The sequence below is a fragment of the Pedobacter sp. NJ-S-72 genome, assembly GCF_053890575.1.
Genome location: NZ_CM132681.1, coordinates 2086160 through 2108116 on the forward strand (window position 1 = coordinate 2086160; position 21957 = coordinate 2108116).

Annotated in this window: 25 protein-coding genes and 2 pseudogenes; 9 read left to right on the forward strand and 18 right to left on the reverse strand. The window is 37.7% G+C overall.

What is annotated here, in order from left to right; all coding sequences use genetic code 11:
- Nucleotides 1–52: 52 nt before the first annotated feature.
- Genes ACWYN3_RS13935 through ACWYN3_RS13945 form a run of 3 tightly spaced genes read right to left on the reverse strand, consistent with a single transcriptional unit; the run spans nt 53 to nt 1324 of the window.
- Nucleotides 53–700, reverse strand: coding sequence for a FecR family protein (locus ACWYN3_RS13935; protein ID WP_456223004.1), 648 nt, complete (start codon nt 698–700; stop codon nt 53–55).
- A gap of 23 nt (nt 701–723) precedes the next feature.
- A complete protein-coding gene (locus tag ACWYN3_RS13940; RefSeq protein WP_456221688.1) occupies nt 724–1059 on the reverse strand; it encodes a hypothetical protein in 336 nt (111 codons plus the stop codon).
- Nucleotides 1016–1324, reverse strand: coding sequence for a hypothetical protein (locus ACWYN3_RS13945; RefSeq protein ID WP_456221689.1), 309 nt, complete (start codon nt 1322–1324; stop codon nt 1016–1018). The genes ACWYN3_RS13940 and ACWYN3_RS13945 overlap by 44 nt, the downstream gene beginning before the upstream one ends.
- A gap of 94 nt (nt 1325–1418) precedes the next feature.
- Between ACWYN3_RS13945 and ACWYN3_RS13950 the strand changes: the two genes are divergently transcribed.
- The 4 genes from ACWYN3_RS13950 to ACWYN3_RS13965 all read left to right on the forward strand — a co-directional run bounded on the left by ACWYN3_RS13950 (nt 1419) and on the right by ACWYN3_RS13965 (nt 5385).
- Entirely contained in the window at nt 1419–2741 is a 1323-nt protein-coding gene (locus ACWYN3_RS13950; protein WP_456221690.1) for a glycosyltransferase family 2 protein, read from the forward strand.
- A gap of 577 nt (nt 2742–3318) precedes the next feature.
- Nucleotides 3319–4812, forward strand: a complete 1494-nt coding sequence (locus ACWYN3_RS13955; RefSeq protein WP_456223005.1) for a family 78 glycoside hydrolase catalytic domain — start codon at nt 3319–3321, stop codon at nt 4810–4812.
- A complete protein-coding gene (locus tag ACWYN3_RS13960; protein WP_456221691.1) occupies nt 4812–5078 on the forward strand; it encodes a hypothetical protein in 267 nt (88 codons plus the stop codon). The genes ACWYN3_RS13955 and ACWYN3_RS13960 overlap by 1 nt, the downstream gene beginning before the upstream one ends.
- Entirely contained in the window at nt 5062–5385 is a 324-nt protein-coding gene (locus ACWYN3_RS13965) for an alpha-L-rhamnosidase C-terminal domain-containing protein (protein ID WP_456221692.1), read from the forward strand. Before ACWYN3_RS13960 ends, ACWYN3_RS13965 begins: the two co-directional genes overlap by 17 nt.
- Nucleotides 5386–5407: 22 nt before the next feature.
- On the opposite strand, the gene ACWYN3_RS13970 is transcribed toward ACWYN3_RS13965, so the two are convergent.
- Nucleotides 5408–5659, reverse strand: coding sequence for a hypothetical protein (locus ACWYN3_RS13970; protein ID WP_456221693.1), 252 nt, complete (start codon nt 5657–5659; stop codon nt 5408–5410).
- 744 nt (nt 5660–6403) lie between these two features.
- Here ACWYN3_RS13970 and ACWYN3_RS13975 point away from each other — a divergent pair.
- Both ACWYN3_RS13975 and ACWYN3_RS13980 read left to right on the forward strand, forming a co-directional pair.
- The gene (locus ACWYN3_RS13975; protein ID WP_456221694.1) at nt 6404–6982 is read left to right on the forward strand and encodes a Crp/Fnr family transcriptional regulator; all 579 of its coding nucleotides are present in this window, start codon (nt 6404–6406) and stop codon (nt 6980–6982) included.
- 320 nt (nt 6983–7302) lie between these two features.
- A complete protein-coding gene (locus ACWYN3_RS13980; RefSeq protein WP_456221695.1) occupies nt 7303–7710 on the forward strand; it encodes a MauE/DoxX family redox-associated membrane protein in 408 nt (135 codons plus the stop codon).
- A gap of 4 nt (nt 7711–7714) precedes the next feature.
- On the opposite strand, the gene ACWYN3_RS13985 is transcribed toward ACWYN3_RS13980, so the two are convergent.
- The 6 genes from ACWYN3_RS13985 to ACWYN3_RS14010 form a co-directional block, all read right to left on the reverse strand.
- On the reverse strand, nt 7715–7924 hold the full coding sequence (locus ACWYN3_RS13985; RefSeq protein WP_456221696.1) for a DUF6965 family protein: 210 nt from the start codon (nt 7922–7924) through the stop codon (nt 7715–7717).
- Between the two features lie 82 nt (nt 7925–8006).
- A complete protein-coding gene (locus ACWYN3_RS13990) occupies nt 8007–8504 on the reverse strand; it encodes a DinB family protein (protein ID WP_456221697.1) in 498 nt (165 codons plus the stop codon).
- Nucleotides 8505–8570: 66 nt separating this feature from the next.
- On the reverse strand, nt 8571–8843 hold the full coding sequence (locus ACWYN3_RS13995) for a WCX domain-containing protein (protein WP_456221698.1): 273 nt from the start codon (nt 8841–8843) through the stop codon (nt 8571–8573).
- Nucleotides 8844–8860: 17 nt separating this feature from the next.
- Complete coding sequence (locus tag ACWYN3_RS14000) at nt 8861–9526, reverse strand: helix-turn-helix transcriptional regulator (protein ID WP_456221699.1); 666 nt, start codon at nt 9524–9526, stop codon at nt 8861–8863.
- 9 nt (nt 9527–9535) lie between these two features.
- A complete protein-coding gene (locus ACWYN3_RS14005; protein ID WP_456221700.1) occupies nt 9536–9703 on the reverse strand; it encodes a hypothetical protein in 168 nt (55 codons plus the stop codon).
- A gap of 32 nt (nt 9704–9735) precedes the next feature.
- On the reverse strand, nt 9736–10182 hold the full coding sequence (locus tag ACWYN3_RS14010; RefSeq protein ID WP_456221701.1) for a hypothetical protein: 447 nt from the start codon (nt 10180–10182) through the stop codon (nt 9736–9738).
- A gap of 137 nt (nt 10183–10319) precedes the next feature.
- On the opposite strand from ACWYN3_RS14010, the gene ACWYN3_RS14015 reads away from it, so the two are divergent.
- Entirely contained in the window at nt 10320–10556 is a 237-nt protein-coding gene (locus tag ACWYN3_RS14015) for a hypothetical protein (protein ID WP_456221702.1), read from the forward strand.
- A 192-nt stretch (nt 10557–10748) separates the two neighbouring features.
- On the opposite strand, the gene ACWYN3_RS14020 is transcribed toward ACWYN3_RS14015, so the two are convergent.
- From ACWYN3_RS14020 to ACWYN3_RS14030, 3 genes are all read right to left on the reverse strand, one after another.
- Nucleotides 10749–11432 (reverse strand): substrate-binding periplasmic protein, encoded by a 684-nt coding sequence (locus ACWYN3_RS14020; protein ID WP_456221703.1) that lies wholly within the window; start codon nt 11430–11432, stop codon nt 10749–10751.
- Nucleotides 11433–11745: 313 nt separating this feature from the next.
- Nucleotides 11746–12309, reverse strand: a complete 564-nt coding sequence (locus ACWYN3_RS14025; protein WP_456221704.1) for a DUF92 domain-containing protein — start codon at nt 12307–12309, stop codon at nt 11746–11748.
- The gene (locus ACWYN3_RS14030; protein ID WP_456223359.1) at nt 12212–12439 is read right to left on the reverse strand and encodes a hypothetical protein; all 228 of its coding nucleotides are present in this window, start codon (nt 12437–12439) and stop codon (nt 12212–12214) included. Before ACWYN3_RS14030 ends, ACWYN3_RS14025 begins: the two co-directional genes overlap by 98 nt.
- A gap of 72 nt (nt 12440–12511) precedes the next feature.
- Between ACWYN3_RS14030 and ACWYN3_RS14035 the strand changes: the two genes are divergently transcribed.
- A complete protein-coding gene (locus ACWYN3_RS14035; protein ID WP_456221705.1) occupies nt 12512–12844 on the forward strand; it encodes a hypothetical protein in 333 nt (110 codons plus the stop codon).
- Nucleotides 12845–12861: 17 nt separating this feature from the next.
- Complete coding sequence (locus tag ACWYN3_RS14040; protein ID WP_456221706.1) at nt 12862–13731, forward strand: BamA/TamA family outer membrane protein; 870 nt, start codon at nt 12862–12864, stop codon at nt 13729–13731.
- A 22-nt stretch (nt 13732–13753) separates the two neighbouring features.
- On the opposite strand, the pseudogene ACWYN3_RS14045 reads toward ACWYN3_RS14040, so the two are convergent.
- The 5 genes and pseudogenes from ACWYN3_RS14045 to ACWYN3_RS14065 form a co-directional block, all read right to left on the reverse strand.
- Nucleotides 13754–16294 (reverse strand): annotated as a pseudogene (locus tag ACWYN3_RS14045) (DUF5686 family protein).
- Nucleotides 16295–16546: 252 nt separating this feature from the next.
- Entirely contained in the window at nt 16547–17275 is a 729-nt protein-coding gene (locus ACWYN3_RS14050) for a helix-turn-helix domain-containing protein (protein ID WP_456221707.1), read from the reverse strand.
- Between the two features lie 250 nt (nt 17276–17525).
- Nucleotides 17526–18209, reverse strand: a complete 684-nt coding sequence (locus ACWYN3_RS14055) for an efflux RND transporter periplasmic adaptor subunit (RefSeq protein WP_456223006.1) — start codon at nt 18207–18209, stop codon at nt 17526–17528.
- 46 nt (nt 18210–18255) lie between these two features.
- Nucleotides 18256–18627 (reverse strand): hypothetical protein, encoded by a 372-nt coding sequence (locus tag ACWYN3_RS14060; RefSeq protein WP_456221708.1) that lies wholly within the window; start codon nt 18625–18627, stop codon nt 18256–18258.
- A gap of 52 nt (nt 18628–18679) precedes the next feature.
- Nucleotides 18680–21957, reverse strand: a pseudogene (locus ACWYN3_RS14065) (efflux RND transporter permease subunit).

Genomic DNA, 21957 nt, shown 5'->3' on the forward strand with positions numbered 1-21957 from the left:
TTAAACCCTAATGCCCGGGGATGTTCGTGCATCCCTGGGTTTATTAAGGAGTTTATTTGTGTAAATTTTTTGTCACTATGATTTTCCTCCCTTCAATTTTAAAGTGAATAGATTGTAACATCTCTAATTTTTTGAGCACTTGAGAAACATTTGAATATTTTGATAATGTTCCACTAAACAATTGGTGTTTCAATTCTTCTTGTTCGTACTGGACATCTACATTATACCATCTTGATACTTTTTTCAGGATACTTTCGAGCTCTTCTTCGTTAAACATAAAATATCCGTTTTTCCAGGCAACAGCTTCATCCAGATCCATATTCTTCACTTCGATACCAGCCTGACCATCCTTAGATATAAGAGACTGCTGACCAGGCCGTATAATCTTCTGAGCATTTGTAAGCGAGTTGGTAACTTTAACACTTCCCTCCAATAAAGTAGTACTAACGAAAGGTTCATTTGAGTATGCATTAATATTGAAATGCGTCCCTAATACCTGCACAACCTGATTATTTGAATAGACTTCAAAAGGCCTGGTTTTATCCTTCGCTACTTCAAAGTACGCTTCTCCGGTTAATTCCACTTTACGCTCATTACCCTGAAACGCAACGGGATAACGTAAAGAAGACGCAGCATTCAGCCAGACCTTTGTTCCATCAGGTAAAACCAGCTGATATTGTCCTCCTTTAGGTGTTTCTATAGCATTATATGCATATCTAGCTGCTACAGATAATTTTGGGTTTTCATAGACAAGCTGACTATCTTTTTCTTCTTAATAATAATAGTACCAGACTGATTTGCTATTTGTCCATTTTTTGATTCAGTCAATGATATCTTTGAACCGTTAGATAAAGTCAAAGTCGCTTTATTTCCACCATGAACAATTTCGGTCGCTGCATAATTGGTATTAGTAGATCTGAATTGATTAGTCTGATATAGAAGAATACTAGTAAAAACAACAAAAACGGCTGCTGCTGCCATATACCAATATTTCAAATCAACAACTGTCACGACTTTACTTTTTTTTTTCCAGCTCCTCCAGTCTTTTAATTTCTTCATGAATTCTGGAATGCATAAGATTACCAACATTTTCATTTTGGATAATATTCTGAGATTCTAAAATTTCATCTAATTCCGAAAAAAGATCAAAATACTGTTCTAGAAATAATATTTGGTCTTCATCTGCAGTATCCTCCAGATAAGCTTCAACAGCTTTTAGAAATTCTGCCTTAAATTTTTTCGACTTCTTTGACTTCATTAAGGTTAAGGTTTTTTTATATACTTTATTATAACAGTATGTGGTAACATGAGAACCTCCCATCACCTCTGATAATATTTTTATAATTATCCTTCTTTTTGGGACATTTGTCCCTCCCAACCTCCCCCATTCCTACTTAAATTTAAACAAACCCTTTATTATGGATTACCCACTTGTTTCCTGCATCATGCCTACAGCAAACAGGCAGATCTTCATCCCCTATGCAATCGATTACTTCCTGCATCAGGATTACCCAAACAAAGAATTAATCATCATCGACGACGGTCAGGAATCCATAACATCCTTAATCCCAAAACATCCCCGAATCCATTATTACTATTTCAAACCATTAGGCAGTATCGGTGCAATAAGAAATCTTGCCTGTGAAACAGCCTCCGGCGAAATTATTGTCCACTTGGACGATGACGACTGGTACGCACAGGATTGGATAACCCATCAGGTATACGCCTTGATCAGATCAGGAGCAGATATCACTGGCCTAAACAACAACATTAACTACTTTTCTACTTTAATAAATAAAAGATGGAATTATAAAGACACTCAAAAAGGAACACCATGGGTCTATGGTGGAACTTTAGCCTATTGGAAGTCCTTCTGGAAAAAACACCCGTTCAACAACTTACAAGTAGGGGAAGACAATAATTTCATCTGGAACTCAGAAGCCAAAGTCCATCCCCATAACTATACAGAAGGTTACCTTGCCATTATCCACAGAGATAACAGCGCTGCCCAGTTATACCAAGACCCAAAAGAAAAACTTCAGCTAGAAAAGTGGATGTGTAAAATACAGACCCCAGAAAAATGCTGCAACCATTCTATCCTGTCAACAAGTTCCGATCTCCCCTTAGTAAGCTGCATCATGCCTACCGCTAACCGCCAAGACTTTATCCCTACGGCGATAGAAAACTTCCTGAAGCAGGACTACATGAACACCGAACTCATCATCGTCGATGACGGAAAAGAATCTGTACAACATTTAATCCCCGACAATCCCCGAATCCGTTATTTCTATTTTGAACCCCTTGGCCCAATCGGAACAAAACGCAACATCGCCTGTGAAATAGCCGACGGAGAACTCATCACCCATTGGGATGACGATGACTGGTATGCCCAGGACTGGATCTCTCACCAGGTACAAGCCCTAATCAATTCTGATGCTGACATTTGCGGAATAAATCAGGTACAATTCTTTTCTCCTACCCTTAACAGTTACTGGATGACTAAAAATAGGAACTCCCAAAGACCATGGTTAACAGGAGCAAGCCTCATTTATAGAAAATCCTATTGGGAAAAACATCCATTTAAGAATCTTCAAATCGGAGAAGATGACGACTATGTAAGAAATTCAGGAGGAAAGATTTTTGCACACGACTATTTTCAGGGATTCATCGCTACATTACATCCTTATAATACAAGTATCAAATTTTTTGAAGACCCAAAAGATAAAGCTAAAACCAGCTAAAAAAATATTCTTCAAAATTAATCTGAAAAATTTGTTTCCAGCTAAACGCTTTTAATATTTCCCATTCCAATTAAGCACAAAAAAACAGTATCAAAACCATGCGTATTTATACCTATTTTAAAAACTAACTAACTAAAATATAAAGAATTATGTAATTTAGTCGCGCTGATTTTCACATTTATATAAATGTATAGAATTGGTTTTTTAAAAAAAAAAAAACAAACCAAATATATCCAACCTCATTTGTATAACCTGAGCTTATGAAATTCAGATTAGTCATTATTATATGTATAATCTTTAATAAAATTAACCCGGCAACGGGTCAGGCACTCCCCGCAATTAACCCCCAATTAACGAAAGGCTCCTGGCCCGCTTACTGGATTACCTCTCCCGACGCACAACAACGCGAATACGGAATATATCATTTCCGAAAAGTCTTTCTGCTCTCTACATCTGCCATACCAAAATCCTTCCTTATTCACGTAACCGCAGATAACCGCTACCGGCTGTTCGTGAACGGCAAACAGTCTGTTCAGGTCCGGCGCGTGGCGATCTGTTTAACTGGTTTTACGAAACCATAGATATTGCCTCTTATTTAGCAGAAGGTGAAAACACAATTGCCGCATTAGTATGGAATATGGGAAACCTTGCACCTGTTGCACAAGTATCCAATCAAACAGCTTTTCTCTTACAAGGTAACTCCACAGCAGAAAAGATGATTAATACAGATGCCAGCTGGAAAGTAAAAAAAAGTAAAGCCTATACCCCCTGCTCTTTAGACAACGGAGAAAGATTAAAAGCCTATATGGTGGTTGGGCCCGGAGATGAGGTTGATGGAAAACAATACCTATGGGATTGGGAAACGGCAAAATATAATGATGCTTCATGGAATATAGCTGAAGAAATTACTCATCCTGAACCCGTAGGCTATGGAACAGATAACAGATGGACTCTGGCCCCAAGAAATATCCCCTTATTTACAGAAAGCCTTCTGCGTTTTCCTATTGTCCGGCGCACAACCGAGTTCAAAGTAAACCCCGAATTTCTAACCGGAAAAAGCTCCATAAAAATCCCATCCAATCGAAGAGTCAGTATTTTACTGGATCAGAAATTTATGACAGCAGCATACCCTGAACTATTGGTTTCTGGCGGTAAAGGATCTAAAGTCAAACTCACCTACTCAGAAGCTTTATTTGATAAACAAGGTGATAAAGGAAATAGAAATGAAATAGATTATAAAGAAATCAAAGGAAATTACGATGTTTTTATACCAGATGGTGAAAATAACCGAAAATTCCGCCCATTATGGTTTCGGGCTTACCGTTATGTCCAGTTGGATATTATGACAGCAGATGAGCCATTAATTCTGAATGATATATACAGTATGAAAACCGGCTATCCACTTCAAATGAATGCCACTTTTTCAAGCAATGACCCTTCATTACAAGAAATATGGAAAGTAGGCTGGCGAACAGCACAACTTTGCGCAGGAGATATGTACTACGATACCCCATATTATGAACAGCTGCAATATACCGGCGACAGCAGGATTCAAGCCTTAATTTCTTTATATACCTCCGGTGATGACCGGCTGATGCGAAAAGCAATTCTGGATTTTTATCGTTCCCGCACCCCCGAAGGACTAACACAGGGCCGTTATCCCAGCAACCGGTTACAGATCATTCCTACATTCTCTTTATTCTGGGTCTCTATGGTATATGATTATTGGATGCACCGTCATGACGATGCATTTGTAAAACAGTTTCTGCCTGCCATTAATGAAATCACAGAATGGTTCCATACACGTGTAGACAAAAAGAAGAAAATGCTGGGCCCGTTAACCTGGTGGAATTTTGTAGACTGGGATAATTTCAATGGCTGGGGAACCGCACCGGGATCAGATCATGGAAACTCTTCTATTATTACCTTACAATACGCCTATACTCTGAATCAGGCTGCTGAACTATTCAGAGCCTTTAATCTGACAAGCCAGGCCAATGCGCAGGAAATGCTGGCCCTGGAATTAGCGATCATACCTACTGGTATTGCTATAATCAAACTACCGGATTAATGGCTGATACACCTGATCAAAAATCCTATAGCCAGCATGCCGGAATCTGGGCAGTGCTTAGTGGAGCAGTACCATTACAGGAGGCACAGCCGTTAATGCAAAAAATTCTTGAAGACAAATCAATCGGTCAGGTAACCTTCTTCTACCGCTTTTATCTTACACAGGCTTTAAAGAAAGCAGAAATGGGTGATTTATATTATAAAGAGCTAAAACCATGGCGTGATATGCTCAAACTAGGTTTAACAACATTTGCAAAAAAAACCTGAGCCTACACGATCAGACTGCCATGCCTGGAGTGCAAGTCCCGACTATGACTTTCTTGCTACAATTTGTGGTATTATGCCCGATGCTCCGGGATTTAGTAAAGTGCTGATTAAACCCGCTTTAGGCGAATTGACTGAGGCAACAGGCTCTATGCCTATCCCCGCTGGAAAAGTATCAGTCACTCTAAAAAGAAACGGGAAGGATGGAATACGCGCAGAAATCATGCTTCCCGAACAAATTTCCGGGACATTTAATTGGGAAGGAAAAGAGATCAAACTGCGCGGAGGCAAACAAATTATCACAATTTAACAAACCAAATATATGAGATCAATTAATTCAGTGGTTCCCACCGCACAATTTCCGACCAGATATCATCATCCACCTTAAAAATGTCTTCGTCTGCAACATAAATACCTTCATGCCAGATCCCATGCAGTTCTTCAATAACAACCTGGAATCTTACATACTGTTTGTCTGCAGGCAGACTCCTTTGATCTAATTTAATTTCCATACACAACGTATTAAAATCAGAATTGTCCAGAGCAAAAGTATACTTACGAAATTTAAAATCGTTGGTTTTCATACCTGCCATTTTTTTTCAGCACAACGAATTATTAACATTTTAATAACCTTAAAAGCTCTTATGTTTAACTATCAGGACAGTATCCATCACGAAGCTAAAAAAACAGGTCTTAACAGCAGGGATTAAATAGAGACAAATACAATTTTAAAAGGAGTTTGCACTAAATTAAAATAGATTAACGCTTTGACAACTAATTATTTATAAACAAACACTTACTAGTAAATGCAAATTATAGAAAAGCCAACCAGTAAAAATTCTTTGAGTAATCAGTTTCTATAAATTTTCATTCAGATTTCAAAATACAAATGACACAAAAAAACACCAGAACGAAGAAAAGTATAAAAATCAAAGAGCTTAAAGCTATGAGTTACAATTGACACATCATCTATATGTGTATAAATGAAAGATTTTTCCCCATATAAAATTATTCAGGATTTTGAAAAAAATCAGATTAATAAGGTTCCAAGCAATGTTTTGAGTATAAAGAGAATATAAAGTTATTAATTGACATATAATTGTTGATACATTTATTTTTACAATAGTTAAAGTAAATGATATTTTTTGTATTTTGTTGATTATTAACACATACCATCGCACATGCATTACAAATTACTGGTTCCTACATGAGAATAAAATATTGAGTTATTTTATAATTGATTTGCGTTGATGCCAGATCCACACAAGACGCAGATCAGATTTACAGACTAATTAATAATTCGTGTCATTTTTAAATTATAATATGAAATGGAAAATAAGGAATTGTTCAGACTTCTAGCTGGAAAGAATTCTTTGCGTTTAGAGTTAGAATTAAAACTAAACGACATGATTAAGAGGGAGTATTATGCCAAAAGCCAGATTATTTTAAAACCAGGTCAAATTCCTAACCGTGTCTGGTTCATTGAAAAAGGTTCTGCAATGGGATTTGTTTTTAAAGAAGAAAAGAAAGTACCTTTTTGGTTCTGGAATGAGAACGATATTATGGTTCCACTCAACAGCTTTTTCAATCAGGTTCCATCAGAAACCTACATAGAGTTATTGGAGCCTAGTATTCTGATGTCTATCTCTTTTGAGGAGGTGCAGGAAATATTACTAGGTTTTCCAGAATCGAATGATTACGTGCGTAAAATTATGCAGGATTATCAGAAAATGAGCGAAAAAAGAATACTAGAATTTGCCGCTTATACCCATGAAGAACATTACCTGCATTTAATGAGAGATTGTCCTGCAATTTTCAGGAAAGCATCAGTAGAAAGTATTGCCGCATACCTTGGCATATCCCGAAAAACTCTCAACCGCATCAGATCCAGAACCAGAAGATTTTAGATTCAGCAGTTTAGCCGTTCCTCCCTAATAATTCCTGGACTACTTTATTAGCTGGTATTTTTCCGGCCTTCCAAAGCTGTATCCCTTATCATAGGGTTACAGCTTTTTTTTGCAGGAAAAATCAATTCCTTTTGAGACATTTGTCCCTTTTTTTCAGCAAAAACTCTCCATAAATTGCTCTTATCAAACAAGATAATTAACACTCTCTATTAATTGCAGGCTGACAAAAATATGTCTTTACACGTCTTTCCTTAGAATGACTATTTCGTTCAGTCCTGCAATTAATTGATTTGGATTACAAAAACCTAATGTATAAAATTATGAACCCACATCCTTTTATTAACATCATTACCGGATTGCTCATCTTGTTATGGGCTTATGCATCTTTCTCTAAAATCTTTAATATGCATCAGTTTCAACATGCGCTTATGACCCAGGTATTTCCCCGCTGGGTTGGGAAGATCCTGACTTATGTATTGCCATTAACAGAACTTGTGCTTATTGGGCTTCTGGTAATCCCTCAAACAAGATTAACAGGTATGTATTCATCTCTGTTTCTTATGGGAGTCTTTACACTATATGTAGGTGGGGCAGTTTTTCAGATCTATGAACGTTATCCTTGTGCCTGTGGTGGATTATTTGCCAGAATGGGCTGGTACAAACATTTTAAAGTTAACATCGTACTCACGCTAATTGCCTTGGCGGGGGTAATATTAATGGAATCTTAAAAAATTAGCTATTCAGGGCTTCTAGTTGATCCCTAAGCAAATGCAAACGATGTATAAAAACCTCAGCAGATTTTAAATCGCCCTTTAACTTTACATAAGTTAAATGAGATTCAAGAAAAAGTGGCAGGTCCATAATCATTACACCTCTTTCCAGCTCAATTTGAGCAGGTAAAGTTATTCCGGCAAAATAAGCATCTAATTCTTCTATTGACATCCTGCGAAGTTAAAAGAAATATCCAAAAAAACAGCCCTCATAATTAGATGAAGGCTGCTTTTTTTACAGGAAATACATAAGATTAAAAACCAGGCTCATCTGCACTTGGTCCGTAAGTACCTGGAATAGGTACATCAAGTAAACGAAGATAAACACCCAGCTGTGCCCTATGGTGAACAATCTGGCTCATAGAATGACGAATAACCTCTCCTTTTGTATTTAACATTAATACCTGATCACCATTTTTCAGCGTCCAGTTTGGCAGCAAATCCTCTTCTTTTGCATTCTCAAGAGCCGTTTTTGCTTCTTCCAATGATTTCTCAAAGATTCCCAGCAGATCCGAACTATTATTCCACACAGGCGACTCATATGGCGTGTCTGCAAAATTTAACCCATCAGTGTGAAGAGCCATACTGATCCAGCCCGGCAATTCAGCAATGTGACCTGCCAGCTTCCTGATCGGCATACTTTTTTCATGCGGTTGCCAATCGTATTTATCAGCAGGAATACGTTCAAGCATTTTACGGGTGACTACTGATTCTTCTGTGAGTTCTTTTAACAAGTTTTGAATGGTTGACATAACGTTTGCTTTTTATTTGTTAATCCAAAGAAACTATGTGCAAGTGACAACCCTATGTCAGCAGCACTATTTATTCGCTAATTTTTTTCCAATACCAGAAAAAATAAATTCTACTTTATTTAATAACTCTCCTGGCTGCAGTACCACGGCGTGGTCTGCAAAAGTGATAAACCATCGGGCAAACCCCTCCATAGAATATGTAAGAAACTGCATTTCTACCCCATCAGGAAGATGATTTTCAGACACATACCCATGATAGTATTTTTGCTGACCAAGATATGGATAAGCCCGCTTATCTACTTTAATTGTCACTTCTTCCAGCTTGACCTCTTTAAACATATCACGCAAATAATTTTTTATGATGATGGATGACGATCAGGATATAGCTCTGCAAGAGTACTGATTTCTGTAATTCTGTCAAAACGAAAATCCCGGTATGCATTTCTTTCTCTGCAATAAGCAATCAGGTGCCAGTAATTATCCAGATAAAATACACCTATTGGTTCAATTAATCTTAATGTATGTTCCTGTCTGTAATAGGCGAAGTAATTCAATTGCATTACACATTTCCCTGCAATAGCATTTAAAATCGTCTGCAGCGGATTATGATGTGTACTAAGCTCTGGAGTATGTGTGGCTTTGAGAAATTCTATCCTGTCATCGAGACTCTCCAAATGATCTTTATCAGCACTTTTCAAAACTGCTCTTATTTTGTAGAGTGCACTGCTATAAGAATTTCCATTCGCGGTATCTGTCAGGCCAATCACCAGCTTTTCGGCAGTAATGAATGCAGTGGCTTCTTCACGCGTAAACATGATAGGAGGAAGTCTGTAACCATCCGTTAAAGAGTATCCCACACCCGCTTCTCCAATAATAGGTATTCCGGCTTCCTCGAGCGATCTGATATCTCTATATACAGTTCTCAGACTGATTTCAAAGCGCTCAGCAATATCCTGCGCTCTGATTGTTCTGCGCGATTGTAACTGAATGAGTATAGCAGAGAGTCGGTCTATTCGGTTCATAGCCCAAATCTACCTATCTTTTCGCAATTGTTCCAGTCTTGATTTCTGCTCAGCGATCCTGTTTTCAAGGCGGTCATGTTTTTCTTTAGAATGAGCCTCCAAAACACCTCTATCAGCATTATGCTGATGATGATTATCAACCCAGCGTGATAACTGGTTCTCTCTAAGTGCAACCAATTTTGCTGGTGCAGGGATAAAAACCTCATCATCTACATTTGTCCGGTTAATATGAGAGAAGTTAATGGGTCTAACACGGTATTGACAGGAATTTCAAAATCCTCCCAGACATGAGCAATCAATAAGAACTTGCCATTTGGGATATTTGCAGAAACCTTATCCAGATAATCCGAAACACCTTCCGCTCTAACTGTATCTCCCACAGAACCAGCAACCATACCCGCTCCTATACCTACAAGAAAACCAAGTGGCCCTGCAAGTAAACCGATTAATCCACCGATAATCCCACCCCCTATTGCACTATATCCTTCTGCCTCATCTTTAGCAGATCTAATGGCCGTATTCCCATCATTATCTTTACTTAGAATATAAGATTCACCCAAAGAAACTTCTTGTGATGCATCTAATTGCTGAATGGCCTGCATTGCTTTAAATGCCTCTGCTTCAGTACTGAACAGGGCCTGAATTATTTTTTCCATAATCAATAGCTTAGTATACAACTATAAAAGCAATCAGAAATCCTTTTTGTTTGGTGCAGGAGGTTTATTATATAGGGTACTGACCTCTTAATATAATTTTTTTTTGAAGTTCATTAGCACAATTATTATTTTAGATTATGAGATACTTAGCAATTAACATCAATTACAAACTAGATCAGGATTGGTACTGCAGATTAGGATCTATAATGGAATGTCATAAATATTTTGGCAGTCTTGGACCTCAACATGGCCCTGGTGTTGCAATTTACGATACAGAAATGGGACAGTATATGTGGCTCGAAGATGCATACAGAGAGGATAACGCCCGTTTAATTGAAATTATACTAAGCGCAACGAAGTCTTCAAAAGCCTGAAAAGAGTTTATCCAAAAGGACAATTGTCACAGCGTTTGCCCTTTTTATATTTTTCACAACACTCCTTTTTCTTTTTGGACTTTGACTTCGAATGTTTTTTGTCTTTATTTTTTTTTCTTATCCACTGTACCCTATCTTACAACTCACGAAGAATATTAGGATACAAATTTACAATTAATTACCGAGATGGGTTCAGACAAGTTTAATATTATTAAAACACTTATCATAGATCGAATCATATACACCATTTTTCTTTAATAAAGCAAGAGTTTCGTTAATTTGATTTTTAAGCACAAGATCACCTTTTTTCATCGCTATAGCATATTCAGACTCGGTTCCGGGCATAAACATCCCAATTTCCAATGTTTTATGCTTTGCCAGAAAACCACCCACAATTGGTGAATCATCTATCAAAACATCAATTTTATGAGCAAGCAGTTTTTTATATAACTCATCGTTCGTATCTGTGTGAACTGTCGCATTCCCCGGGAATTGTGCCATCACATATTTCTCCGCTTCAGTAGCAGTACGGATACCTATTTTCTTGTTTTTAAAACTACTTAAATCAGACAGGCTATCTCCCCCATTAACAACTGCACATAATTGAAATTGCAGATAAGGTTTACTAAATTCCAGGATCATTTGTCTGGAGGTAGTCATTGTTACAGCAGAGCAGATCATATCCAGCTCTCCTTTATATAATTTTTCGAGGATAGTTTTCCATAATGAAACCTCATATTGTAATTCAAGGTTCAAAACTTCAGCAACTGCCTGGATCATATCTACCTCAAATCCTTCAAAAACAGATGAATTGTAATCGCTGTGTAAGGGAAACGGGGCTGCAGAATCCAGTCCTATCTTCAATATTTGTTTCATCTATTTATTTATTTTCTTTTTTGTCAGATGGAGCCTTTGATGATTCAAATAATTATTGCCCTTCGGGTTTAATAATTATTTGAATCATGTCGGGTTCATAATTTACTATTTCAATTCTCAGGGTAACATTTTTATCTCTGTCCCTTTTTTTTATTCATTTTTTTAATGAATATTAACAACCTGCATCAACTGGTTGTTTTATCCTGACAATTTTAGTTAATTTTAAGGGTCTTTTTCAATATTTTCTAATATAAATATTTCATTTGACGATCAGAAAATTAAAATTATCAGAAAACACTGATTAATAATAGAGTTATACCTGCGGCAAATAGCGTACTGAAAAATTCACCCAATTATTACTCAAAAAATTACGACGTTCCAGGCTTGCGCCCATTACAGAATCCGATAAATTACCTGCAAAACCAGCAAAAAAAACAATAATAAATATACGACTATCTGCCATAATAAACAGTGCATAAATCAATGCAATCAGCCCTGCACCAGCTACACCTATTAGTGTACCTTCCAAACTAATTACCCCATCCAGTCCCCTCGTATCTTTTTTCCAGATTAGACAATTATAAAATCTTTTTCCATACAACATACCTAATTCCGAAGACAGCGTATCTGCAGTGGCTGATGCAAAACTCCCTGCGATCATTAACAATAAAACCGTTGCATACCCAGGAAAAATTATAGCTAAGAAAGAAAATATGGTTGCTGTCCCGGCATTAGCCAATACCTGTCCGGGTTTCCTTTGGGCCGAATCACCTGGCTTGTCAAGTTGTTCTTTCAACTTTCTTCCCCAGGCAGTTGACAGTGTTCCGCATAAAAAAAAGGCAGCCAGCAAAAGCCAGCCCCATATAACCAGCGCCAAGATAAATTATCGTTCCGCAAACTACACCCGTAATTGCCGCAGCTGCAGTTAATTTCTGAGTATAAATACTAAAACACCCTCCCGCAGCTAATAAGGCTATAGCAGTTAAGACTGCCGGTTGAATCAACATAGTTAAAAGTAATGAAATTTATGAGACAGGCTTGACAAGATTGAATTTATTCTTTGTAATTTTAAAAAATATATGTTTCGTTATTTTCTCTCTGCATTATTGCTTTTTCTGGGTACTTCATGTGCATTAATTGCGCAAGAAAAACTGCCTTTAAAAGACACCGTAGCGCAACAGGATGTAAGCGATATTTTCAAAATATTGTTTAAGAAAAACAAAAAACCTGATACAACTTTCAAAAAAACAAGCAGTCTGGCGATACTCCCATCTATTGGCTATACACCAAGTACAGGATTTATGTTTGGTGCAGATGTTTCCATCACAAAAATATTTGGCGCCCCGAAAAAACAACAACTATATCTATTTTTGATGCATTTGGTGCAGTATCTACTAATCAACTGGCTTTAATACAGTTAAAACACAATGTGTATTCTGAAGGAAATAAATGGTATCTGGAGGGAAGCTGGGAGTTTGGAAAAACAGTAGTTCTTGACCATGGAATTGGCACAGGTAAAGATGACCCGGGAATATTTCCGATTAAATATACTTATGCAAAACTCTACGAAAATATCTACAGGAAAATATTTGATAATTTCTATGCAGGTGCAGGTTTTGCCTTTAATTATTATACAAATATTGATGATGAACGTGAGAACTCCGCAAAATCAAAAACCCGCAATCACTTTTATAGTGTTAAAAATGGATTTCCGACCTATGGTTATTCAGCTAGCGGGTTCCTTCTTAATTTGCAATACGACACACGCGACCAGCCATTCCGTGCGTACAAAGGAGTATACGTCAATCTCTCACTCAGATCAAACAAAACATGGCTGGGAAGTGACCGAAACTCCACTCAATTGAAAACAGAAGTGAGAAAATACTGGTCATTATCCAGAAAAAACCCAGAGCATGTCATTGCTTTCTGGTTATGGGGATCTTATTTATTGAATGGTCATATCCCCTATTTAGAATTACCAGGAACTGGTAGTGACACTTATCAGCGTCTTGGACGAGGGTATACAATTGCCCGTTTTAAAGGCCCCTCTTATTTTTACAATGAATTAGAATACAGATTTCCAATCACAGCAAATAAACTGATTAGTGGAGTGACCTTTTTTAATATGCAGACGGCAAATAACCAATTCCACACCAAACTACTCAGCTACTGGGAACCAGGAGGAGGAGCCGGACTACGTATCCTGTTCAATAAACATACACGAACTAACCTATGCCTTGACTATGGTTTCGGGAAAGGATCAAACGGAGTCTTTGTGGGCATTAATGAAGCATTTTAGAATTCAAACTGCACTTTCGCCCTTACACCATATTTAGCGATACCAGGATTATATCCAGATAGTTGAATCTTCTTACTAAATCCAAACGGATAACTTTAAATATATTACCAATCCCTATACTCCCTTCTATATAAGGCAGCTTACCCAATGAATAAGTTGTTTTAACACCATCTCCATTTACAGGGAACTGTAATAAAGAAGGGTTCTGATTCGGGTCATTCTCCTTTCTCAAGCCACCATAAAGACCTTTAAAAGTAATATACTCTCTCAGCTTCAGTTTTTTGATCAATGGGATTCTATTCAAGATCAGGCCGTTAAAATTATGATCTATATTCAAGCTCACATAATGATCACTTACAAATTCCATGAAATTCATCAAATTATAAGCATAAACCTGGTAAGAGTAACTCTGATTAGCCCTATGGATATCAAGTAGTGGGAAAGGCACCTTACCAGCTATATAACCAGCCTCTACACGAATATCCGAACGGCCAAACTGCGATAAATAGAAACGTTTATCAATGGTACCCATGATATTCTGATAATTATACTGCCCGCCAAACAAGCCTTTTACACCAACCGCATAGTTAAGATTAAATACAGGATATTTTTCAATCAGCCTTTCACGGAAAGTTTTACCCTGATAAAATTTTTCATGTGGAGCATAACGCAAATCCAGACTTAGCTCCGAACTCGTTACACGATCAGTACGAACAATCTGGTTATTTACATAACTATCAAAAACAAGAGTCCCCGCAGCAGTCTGAGTCCATTTTTTAAATCCAAGATTAAAAGAGAAGTGATTGCTGTATTCCTGCATATATTGTAACCTGTAATAGTCACTATACAGAAATTGGTTACTCTCTCCACGTTTAAAAGAAGAGACAAAATTATCTTCAGGAATGATATTTTTCGCACCATCCCCCGGGATATCTACATCTCTTTGAAAACTCGCACGGATAAAACTCTGGGGAAAAGTATAAATTGATTTATTATTGAATGCATAAGCCCCACTCAGATAACCCTTCCATTTTTCATCCTTGAACCCCTAGGCAGCATAAGTATCAAAGTAAAATCTTTTGCTGAAATCTGTTGTTGTACGTCCGCCTAATCTTAATCTGAATCCCTCCAGACTATTAAAACTATAAAAAGTATAAATAGGGCCAACCTCAATCGGGCCATACTTTTTATAACCTATAAAAAGGAAAGAGGCAACATCCATCAACCGTTTAAAAGACTTCATTTTGCCCAGACTATCCATATTGTGATAGATTTTGACTTTCTCCTTTGCTAGAGTATCCAGGCGATTCTCGGCCCAAAACTGATCTGACCTGTTTTCTGCTTCCGGAACCATCACCAGGCTTTCCCCTTTAAAAATAGCATCAGGCTGTGCAATATTTGTCTTATAATCCTTTATAATAACAGTTCTTTCTCCTTTAAAGCCTCTTCCACCATCGCTGCCTACACCAAAATCCATTAACAGATGACTTTTACTCAGGTGAAACTTCCCTAAAGAATCCTGTTCAAAATTAAGTTTAACTTCCAGAGCCCTTACAAAATTTATATTTACCCCTTTACCAGTTCTTAACAGCGCATTCTGAACAGCATATTTACCATCCATTGTAATGTAAATCTTGCCTTCAAACAGCAGTGCATTCTTATTACGGGGGATGAATGAAAGCTCTATTAAATTGGGCTTACTGGTCTTAATTGTATCCGTGATAAAGAACTTATAAAACGTCGGTGCACCATCAGCAATAGGGCTTAAAAACTGGCTATTTGTAAAAATGATATTGTTATCATAGATGTTTACATCCGCATACATCCTTTCAAAATAGTTACCAATTGCATTATTATCCACCAAGCCATTATCAAAATTCACATGTTTATCAGCCAGCATAATTACCTTCGTTTTTTCAGGATTCTTACGATAATAGTTTTTAGATAAGCGTTCACGAAGATAAATTGGCATGATATTCTTGCCCCCAATCTCAGAAGAATCCTGCTCATCAAATAAGAACTGGTATTTACGGAAAAGCTTTTTGTTTTTGAATTTCTCAGATAAGTTACTTAGCGAAAATTGCATCCAGTCATATTGCTGATACTCCACGTTTTTCGCACTTTCAAGCCTGTTCATGGGCTTATGCTCAATAACTTTTCTGATCAGCTCTACTGCTGGATTGTCCTTATTACGATAAGCAGCCTTTTTATTCGAGCTGATATTCACTTCGTTCAGATTCTGTGATTCTTCCTGCAGCTTAACATTCAGCACTTGTTCTTTACCAGTTATCACTGAAAAAAAACGTGTTTTAAAACCCATATATTCGACCTGTAGCTGGGTATAAGGTTCTGTGGTACTGATCTCATATTTCCCGTTAATATCTGTTCTGGTCATTACCTTAGACCCCTTGAACAAAACTGTAACATAAGGAATAGGGCTTCTATCCTTAATATTTATTATAGTTCCTGAAATCACTGTACCCTGAGCCGCAGCCTGGAGAGTAAAAAGAAAAACAAGTATAGTCAGTACACAAAAAGACTTCTTCTCTCTGATATCAATCATAATCTAAAACGCCTGGCCTAAGTCTTTTTGTTAAAATTTATGCAAATAACTGCTTAATCAAACACACGATAAGATGTGCATTATATGATAACTATTTGTTTATTATATAATAACTCTAATTAACCAAATGTTTCTCAATTAAGATGTTAATGTATGTTAAAAATCATACCAAATCACGATTGTAACATAAAAAAAAATCAAAAACATACGTTTACGAAAATGCTATAAGCCATCTCCTACAGCAAAACAACACTAACTTAAGCCAATTGTTTTCTCTCTGAATGATTTTGGCGCAGCCATAGTCTGGCGTTTGAAGAAAAGATTAAAGTTGGCTGGATATTCAAAACCCAGACAATAACCTATTTCTGAAATATTCCATTCTGTATGGGTGAGCAGAGCGATAGCCTCATTTGCAATACGCCCGGAGATATGTTCTGAAGTAGTTTTACCTGTTACTTCTTTAACAGCATGATTAAGGTGATTTACGTGTATAGATAAGCGTTCAGCGAAATCATTTGCTGTACGCAGCTGGAGCACGTGATCAGGGGAATAAATAGGGAATTGTCTTTCCAGTAATTCAAAAAACAGAGAAGCAATACGTGAAGAGGCATTATTTGACTTAACCTGTGTTTCCGACGGGCGGGTTTTCATAGCCTCATGGATCAGTAAATTCACATAATTGCGTATCAAATCATACTTATATGTGTAATCACTCTCCATTTCAGCCATCATTTTCTCAAATATCCGTGCTACATTTTCCTGCTGCTCTTCTTTGATATAAAAAACAGGATTATCCTGTATCCGTGCCAGCAGCGAATTCTTTAGCGGCTCAGTTCGCTGACGCATGAAATTTTCAGTAAATAAGCAGAAATACCCCGATTGGAATTCAGAAGTTGCTTCCCATGAATATGGAATAGTCTGATTCGTAAACATCAGTGCACATCCATCAATTTCTATCCGTTGGTTTGGATAATGAAGCACCCCTTTGCCAATGATGATATATTTTTTTATAGAAATCCCTTCTGTTATAAGGAGAAGGGTTCAATGTGCAATAGCCGAACCTTTTAAACACATTAAAATGTCCTGTATGTGCATCAAGTATAGGATTTGGAATAGTGACATCAGGTCTGTTGACCGCAAACATCTCATAAAACTCCTGAAGGGACATACTTTTTTTCACGCATTAAAATTGCATAAATTTTAAGATGTCCCTATATTTTTTTGTGTAATATTATGGTTTGATAACGTCTCCTGGATGAATTTCTTCATTCGCTTGACTAACAAGAACGTCCCCCTCTTTGATATCTCCAAAAATCTCTATTTTATCATCAGTTTCGCGGCCCTTTTTAATACTTACTTTCTCCGCTTTTCCATCTTTTGAACGAATCACATATACACCTTCCGCACTATCAACCATAGCCGTTTTAGGAACAGTAAAAGTACTGGCATTTGCCGGCAACGGTATAGAAACATCCGCTACCATTCCCGGCAAAAGCTTTTTAGTCAGATTGGGTACATCCATTTCCACTCTTTCTGAACGCAGACGTTGGTCCAGTGCACCAGACAATCTTTTAACTTTAGCAGTAAATAGCATTTCAGGCTGTGATTTCACCGTAAAAGTTACTTCATCCCCTTCTTTAAGATAACCTGTGTACAACTCAGGAACAGAAATAACCAAACGTAAATGTTTTTGCTGCTGTATAGTAAATAAAGGAAATTCAGATCCTTTTCCAGAAGGCCCTACATAGGCACCCAAATTCACATTTCTCGAAGAAACCACGCCATCAAAAGGAGCACGGATCTCCAGGTAATTCTGGATCGAACCTACTTCTTTATAAGAAGCCTTTGCTGCATTAAACTGTGCCAGATCAGAGTTTCTTCTTGCAATAGCCTGATCCAGATCATTTTTGGAAATTGTACCCGGTGTTTTGCTCGTTTCAAATAAACGGTCATAATTTGCTTTACTCGCCGTATAAACTGCTTCCTGAGATCAAACGAGAATCAGCAGCTGCAAGCTGCGAAGTCAATTCTGGTGCTTCAAGCGTCATCAGCAATTGTCCCTGTTTAACTTCCGTGCCGATATCCGCTTTTAAAGTTTTCACAAAGCTGCTTACCTTAGCATAAAGGTCTACCTGTTGGTAAGCGATCAGCTCACCAGGTATTCTTAATGAAGTAGCCATTTTTTCTTTGTTTAAAACAAAGGTTTTAATCCCAGGCTTTTTGTCAGCTTCTTTATTTTCTTTTTTCTCTTCGTGATTACAGCTGCTTATTATGGCTGCGAATACGATGCTGCTTAGAAAGAGGGAAGTTCGGCTGAATATTTTCTTGTTCATTATATGATAATCTATGTACCTGTTCAATTTTTTATAATATGGTGATAACACCTTAATCTTTTAATCCTTTTATATAGTGTGCACTTTCTTCATCTTCCGGATCCAATGACAACGATTGTGTAGAAACTTTACCTTGCACCCATGCAAATACCAGGGGTAATAATTAATACAGCAAAAGTTGAAGCAATCAATCCACCGATTACAGCTCTTCCTAAAGGCGAAACCTGATCCCCGCCTTCTCCATGTCCTATTGCCATAGGCAACATACCAGCTACCATCGCCACACTCGTCATAATGATAGGACGAAGACGTAAACCTGCCGCTTCTCTCGCAGATTGCAATGCATTACCATTGTGTTTTCTTAACTCTTCAGCATTGGTAATCAGTAGTACAGCATTCGCAATAGACACCCCGACTGACATGATAATCCCCATGTAAGACTGTAAGTTAAGCGTTGAACCAGTTAACTTCAGTAATAACAAAGAACCCAGTACAACAGCCGGAACAGTCGCAAGAATTACCAGTGGAACCCTGAAAGACTGGAAGTTAGCAGACAACATCAGGAAAATTACCACAATAGCAACCAGTAAACCATTTTGCAAACTGCTCAATGTATCATTCAGTACCTTTCCAAGACCAATCTGTTCCACAACAAACTCCCCTTGGCAGTTCGCCTATATTCTTTATAGCTACTGCCACATCCTTATTTGCTGAGCCCAAATCTTTATCATTCAGATTTGCGGTTACAGAAAGATATGGAGTAGCCCCAAGGTTATCATTTTCACCATAAGTAGTATCCGGTTTGATCGTAGCCACATCACTCAATACAGGTCTGCTGCTATTTTTCAATAAAGGAATCTCACCAAGATCCTCTTTACTATTCATTTGATTTAAAGGCACCTGTACCTGTACACCATAGGATAAGCCAATTTTCTCATCTACCCAGTTATTTTTATCTGTATAACGGGAAGACGATGTCGAAGCAACCAGCGATTTAGATATATCAGCTAAATCAACCCCCAGCTGTGCTGCACGTACCCTGTCAATATTGATATTTAAAGAAGGATATTTAATCGGCTGTGCAATCTGTACATCTCTCATGTACTCAATCTTCTTTAATTCAGCAGAGATCTTATTTGCATATTCTTCATTGATTTTTTTTGTTTTTACCAGCAATTCTGACTTCAACAGGAGTTGGAGAACCCTGGCTTAATACTTTATCAGTTAATTCGATAGGCTCAAATGATAGTTTCACATCAGGCATCTCTTTTTTAACCTCATCACGCAACTTATCTTTCAGTTCATCCATATTCACATGATAATCTTTCAGTGCTATCTGAAAAACAGCCTCATGCGGCCCACCCATAAATAAATAGATAGGATTCACGGAGAACAAAGCCGGATGCTGCCCTACATAAACAGAAGTAATTCCCACATGTTCAGGCCCTACCAATTTCTTCAGGACTTTCAGAATCAGATTTGCTTTTTCTTCAGTTCTTTCTAATCGTGTACCATCCGGAGCTCTCATCCTCAACTGAAACTGGCTTGAATTTACTTTAGGTAATACATCACGGCCGATATTGCTCAATAACAGAATTGCTGAACCAATAATCACAACCAGATAAACTATGACTACCGGCTTACGAATCAAAAACAACCTGTCAATAAAACGCATAAACCTGTTTCTGAATTTATCAAACAAGGTTACTTTTCCTTCTTCGTTATAACATTCTCTCTCTACCAGGATCTTCTTCTGATTCAATGTTTCCTGCTCAGATTCAAGCGTTAACCCCGTCTGATTGAAAGCATCTTCATCATCAGTAATCGTAGGATCAGTCTTCTTATGTTTATGCGGATGTGCTATCATTAGCCAGTTGGCCAGGATAGGTACAAAAGTTTGGGAAAGCAGAAAAGATATGATCATTGAAAATCCAATAGCCAGGGCCAACGGTAAAAACAATGCTCCCGGTATACCTGTCATCGTAAACGCTGGTGCAAATACCGCCAGGATACACAATAGGATCAGCAATTTTGGAAAAGCAATCTCCTTACAGGCATCCCATATTGCCAGCGCTTTAGGTTTACCCATATCAAAATGCTGGTGAATATTCTCGATCGTTACCGTAGATTCATCCACCAGGATACCAATCGCTAGTGCCAATCCCGAAAGCGACATAATATTGATTGTCTGTCCAAATAATTTCAGGAATAATACACCTGCAATAATCGAAGTAGGAATCGTCAGAATAACAATTAATGCAGCTCTTTTATCCCCTAAAAACAATAACACCATTAATCCAGTCAGAATAGCACCAATCGCACCCTCACTAATTAGACTTTCTACTGCATTAATTACTGATACAGACTGGTCAAATTCATAAGACAGCTTCACATCCTCAGGTAAAGTATTTTGAATTTTAGGCAGATTAGCCTTCAGATTCTTTACAACGTCCCAGGTAGAAGCATCTCCCGATTTAGCAATACTCAAATAAACAGAACGTTTGCCATTAATCAGGGCATAACCATTCGTAATATCTGCCCCATCTTTTACACTGGCAACATCACGTAAGTAAAGATTTTGAACACCTCCTTTAAATAAAGGAATATCTTCAAAATCCTTGATATTTTTAATCGTATAATTAGTAGGTGTAATATAATTTTTATCTCCTATACGCACATTTCCAGAAGGCGCTGTCTGATTGTTTGTGCTAATCGCGCTAACAATTTGCTCTACCGTAAGGTTATGTGACCGCATCAATCCAGGATTAACGTTGATCTCCACAGTACGCGGACTACCCCCAAAAGGCGCAGGAGCCAACAAACCTGGAATAGCAGTAAAAGAAGCACGGACATAAGTATTAGCTAAATCCTGCAACTCATTATTACTGCGTGTTGGGCTGCTTAATACCAGTTGTCCGATAGGCAGCGAAGAAGCATCAAACCTGATAATAAAGGGGGGCTGGGAACCAGGCGGAAAGATTGCCTGGGCCCGATTCGATAGTGCACTCAGCTCTGAGGCTGCCTGTGCCATATTTGTTCCTTCATAATAGGTCAGCTTCATCAGCATCAACCCTTGCGTATTTTTAGTTTCAATACTCTTTATCCCATTGGCAAAAAGCAAAACATTCACATAATTTTTAGCAAAATAAGATTCCATTGCGTAGGCGTATATCCCCCGAACGGGTGGGCGATATAAATAACCGGCAAATTCATCTGAGGCAAAATATCTACCTTGATACTGGTCATGGCGCTGATACCAAAAAACAGTAAACCGGCAACAAACACCATTATAGAAATGGGTTTACGTAGTGCGAAACGTATTAAATTCAT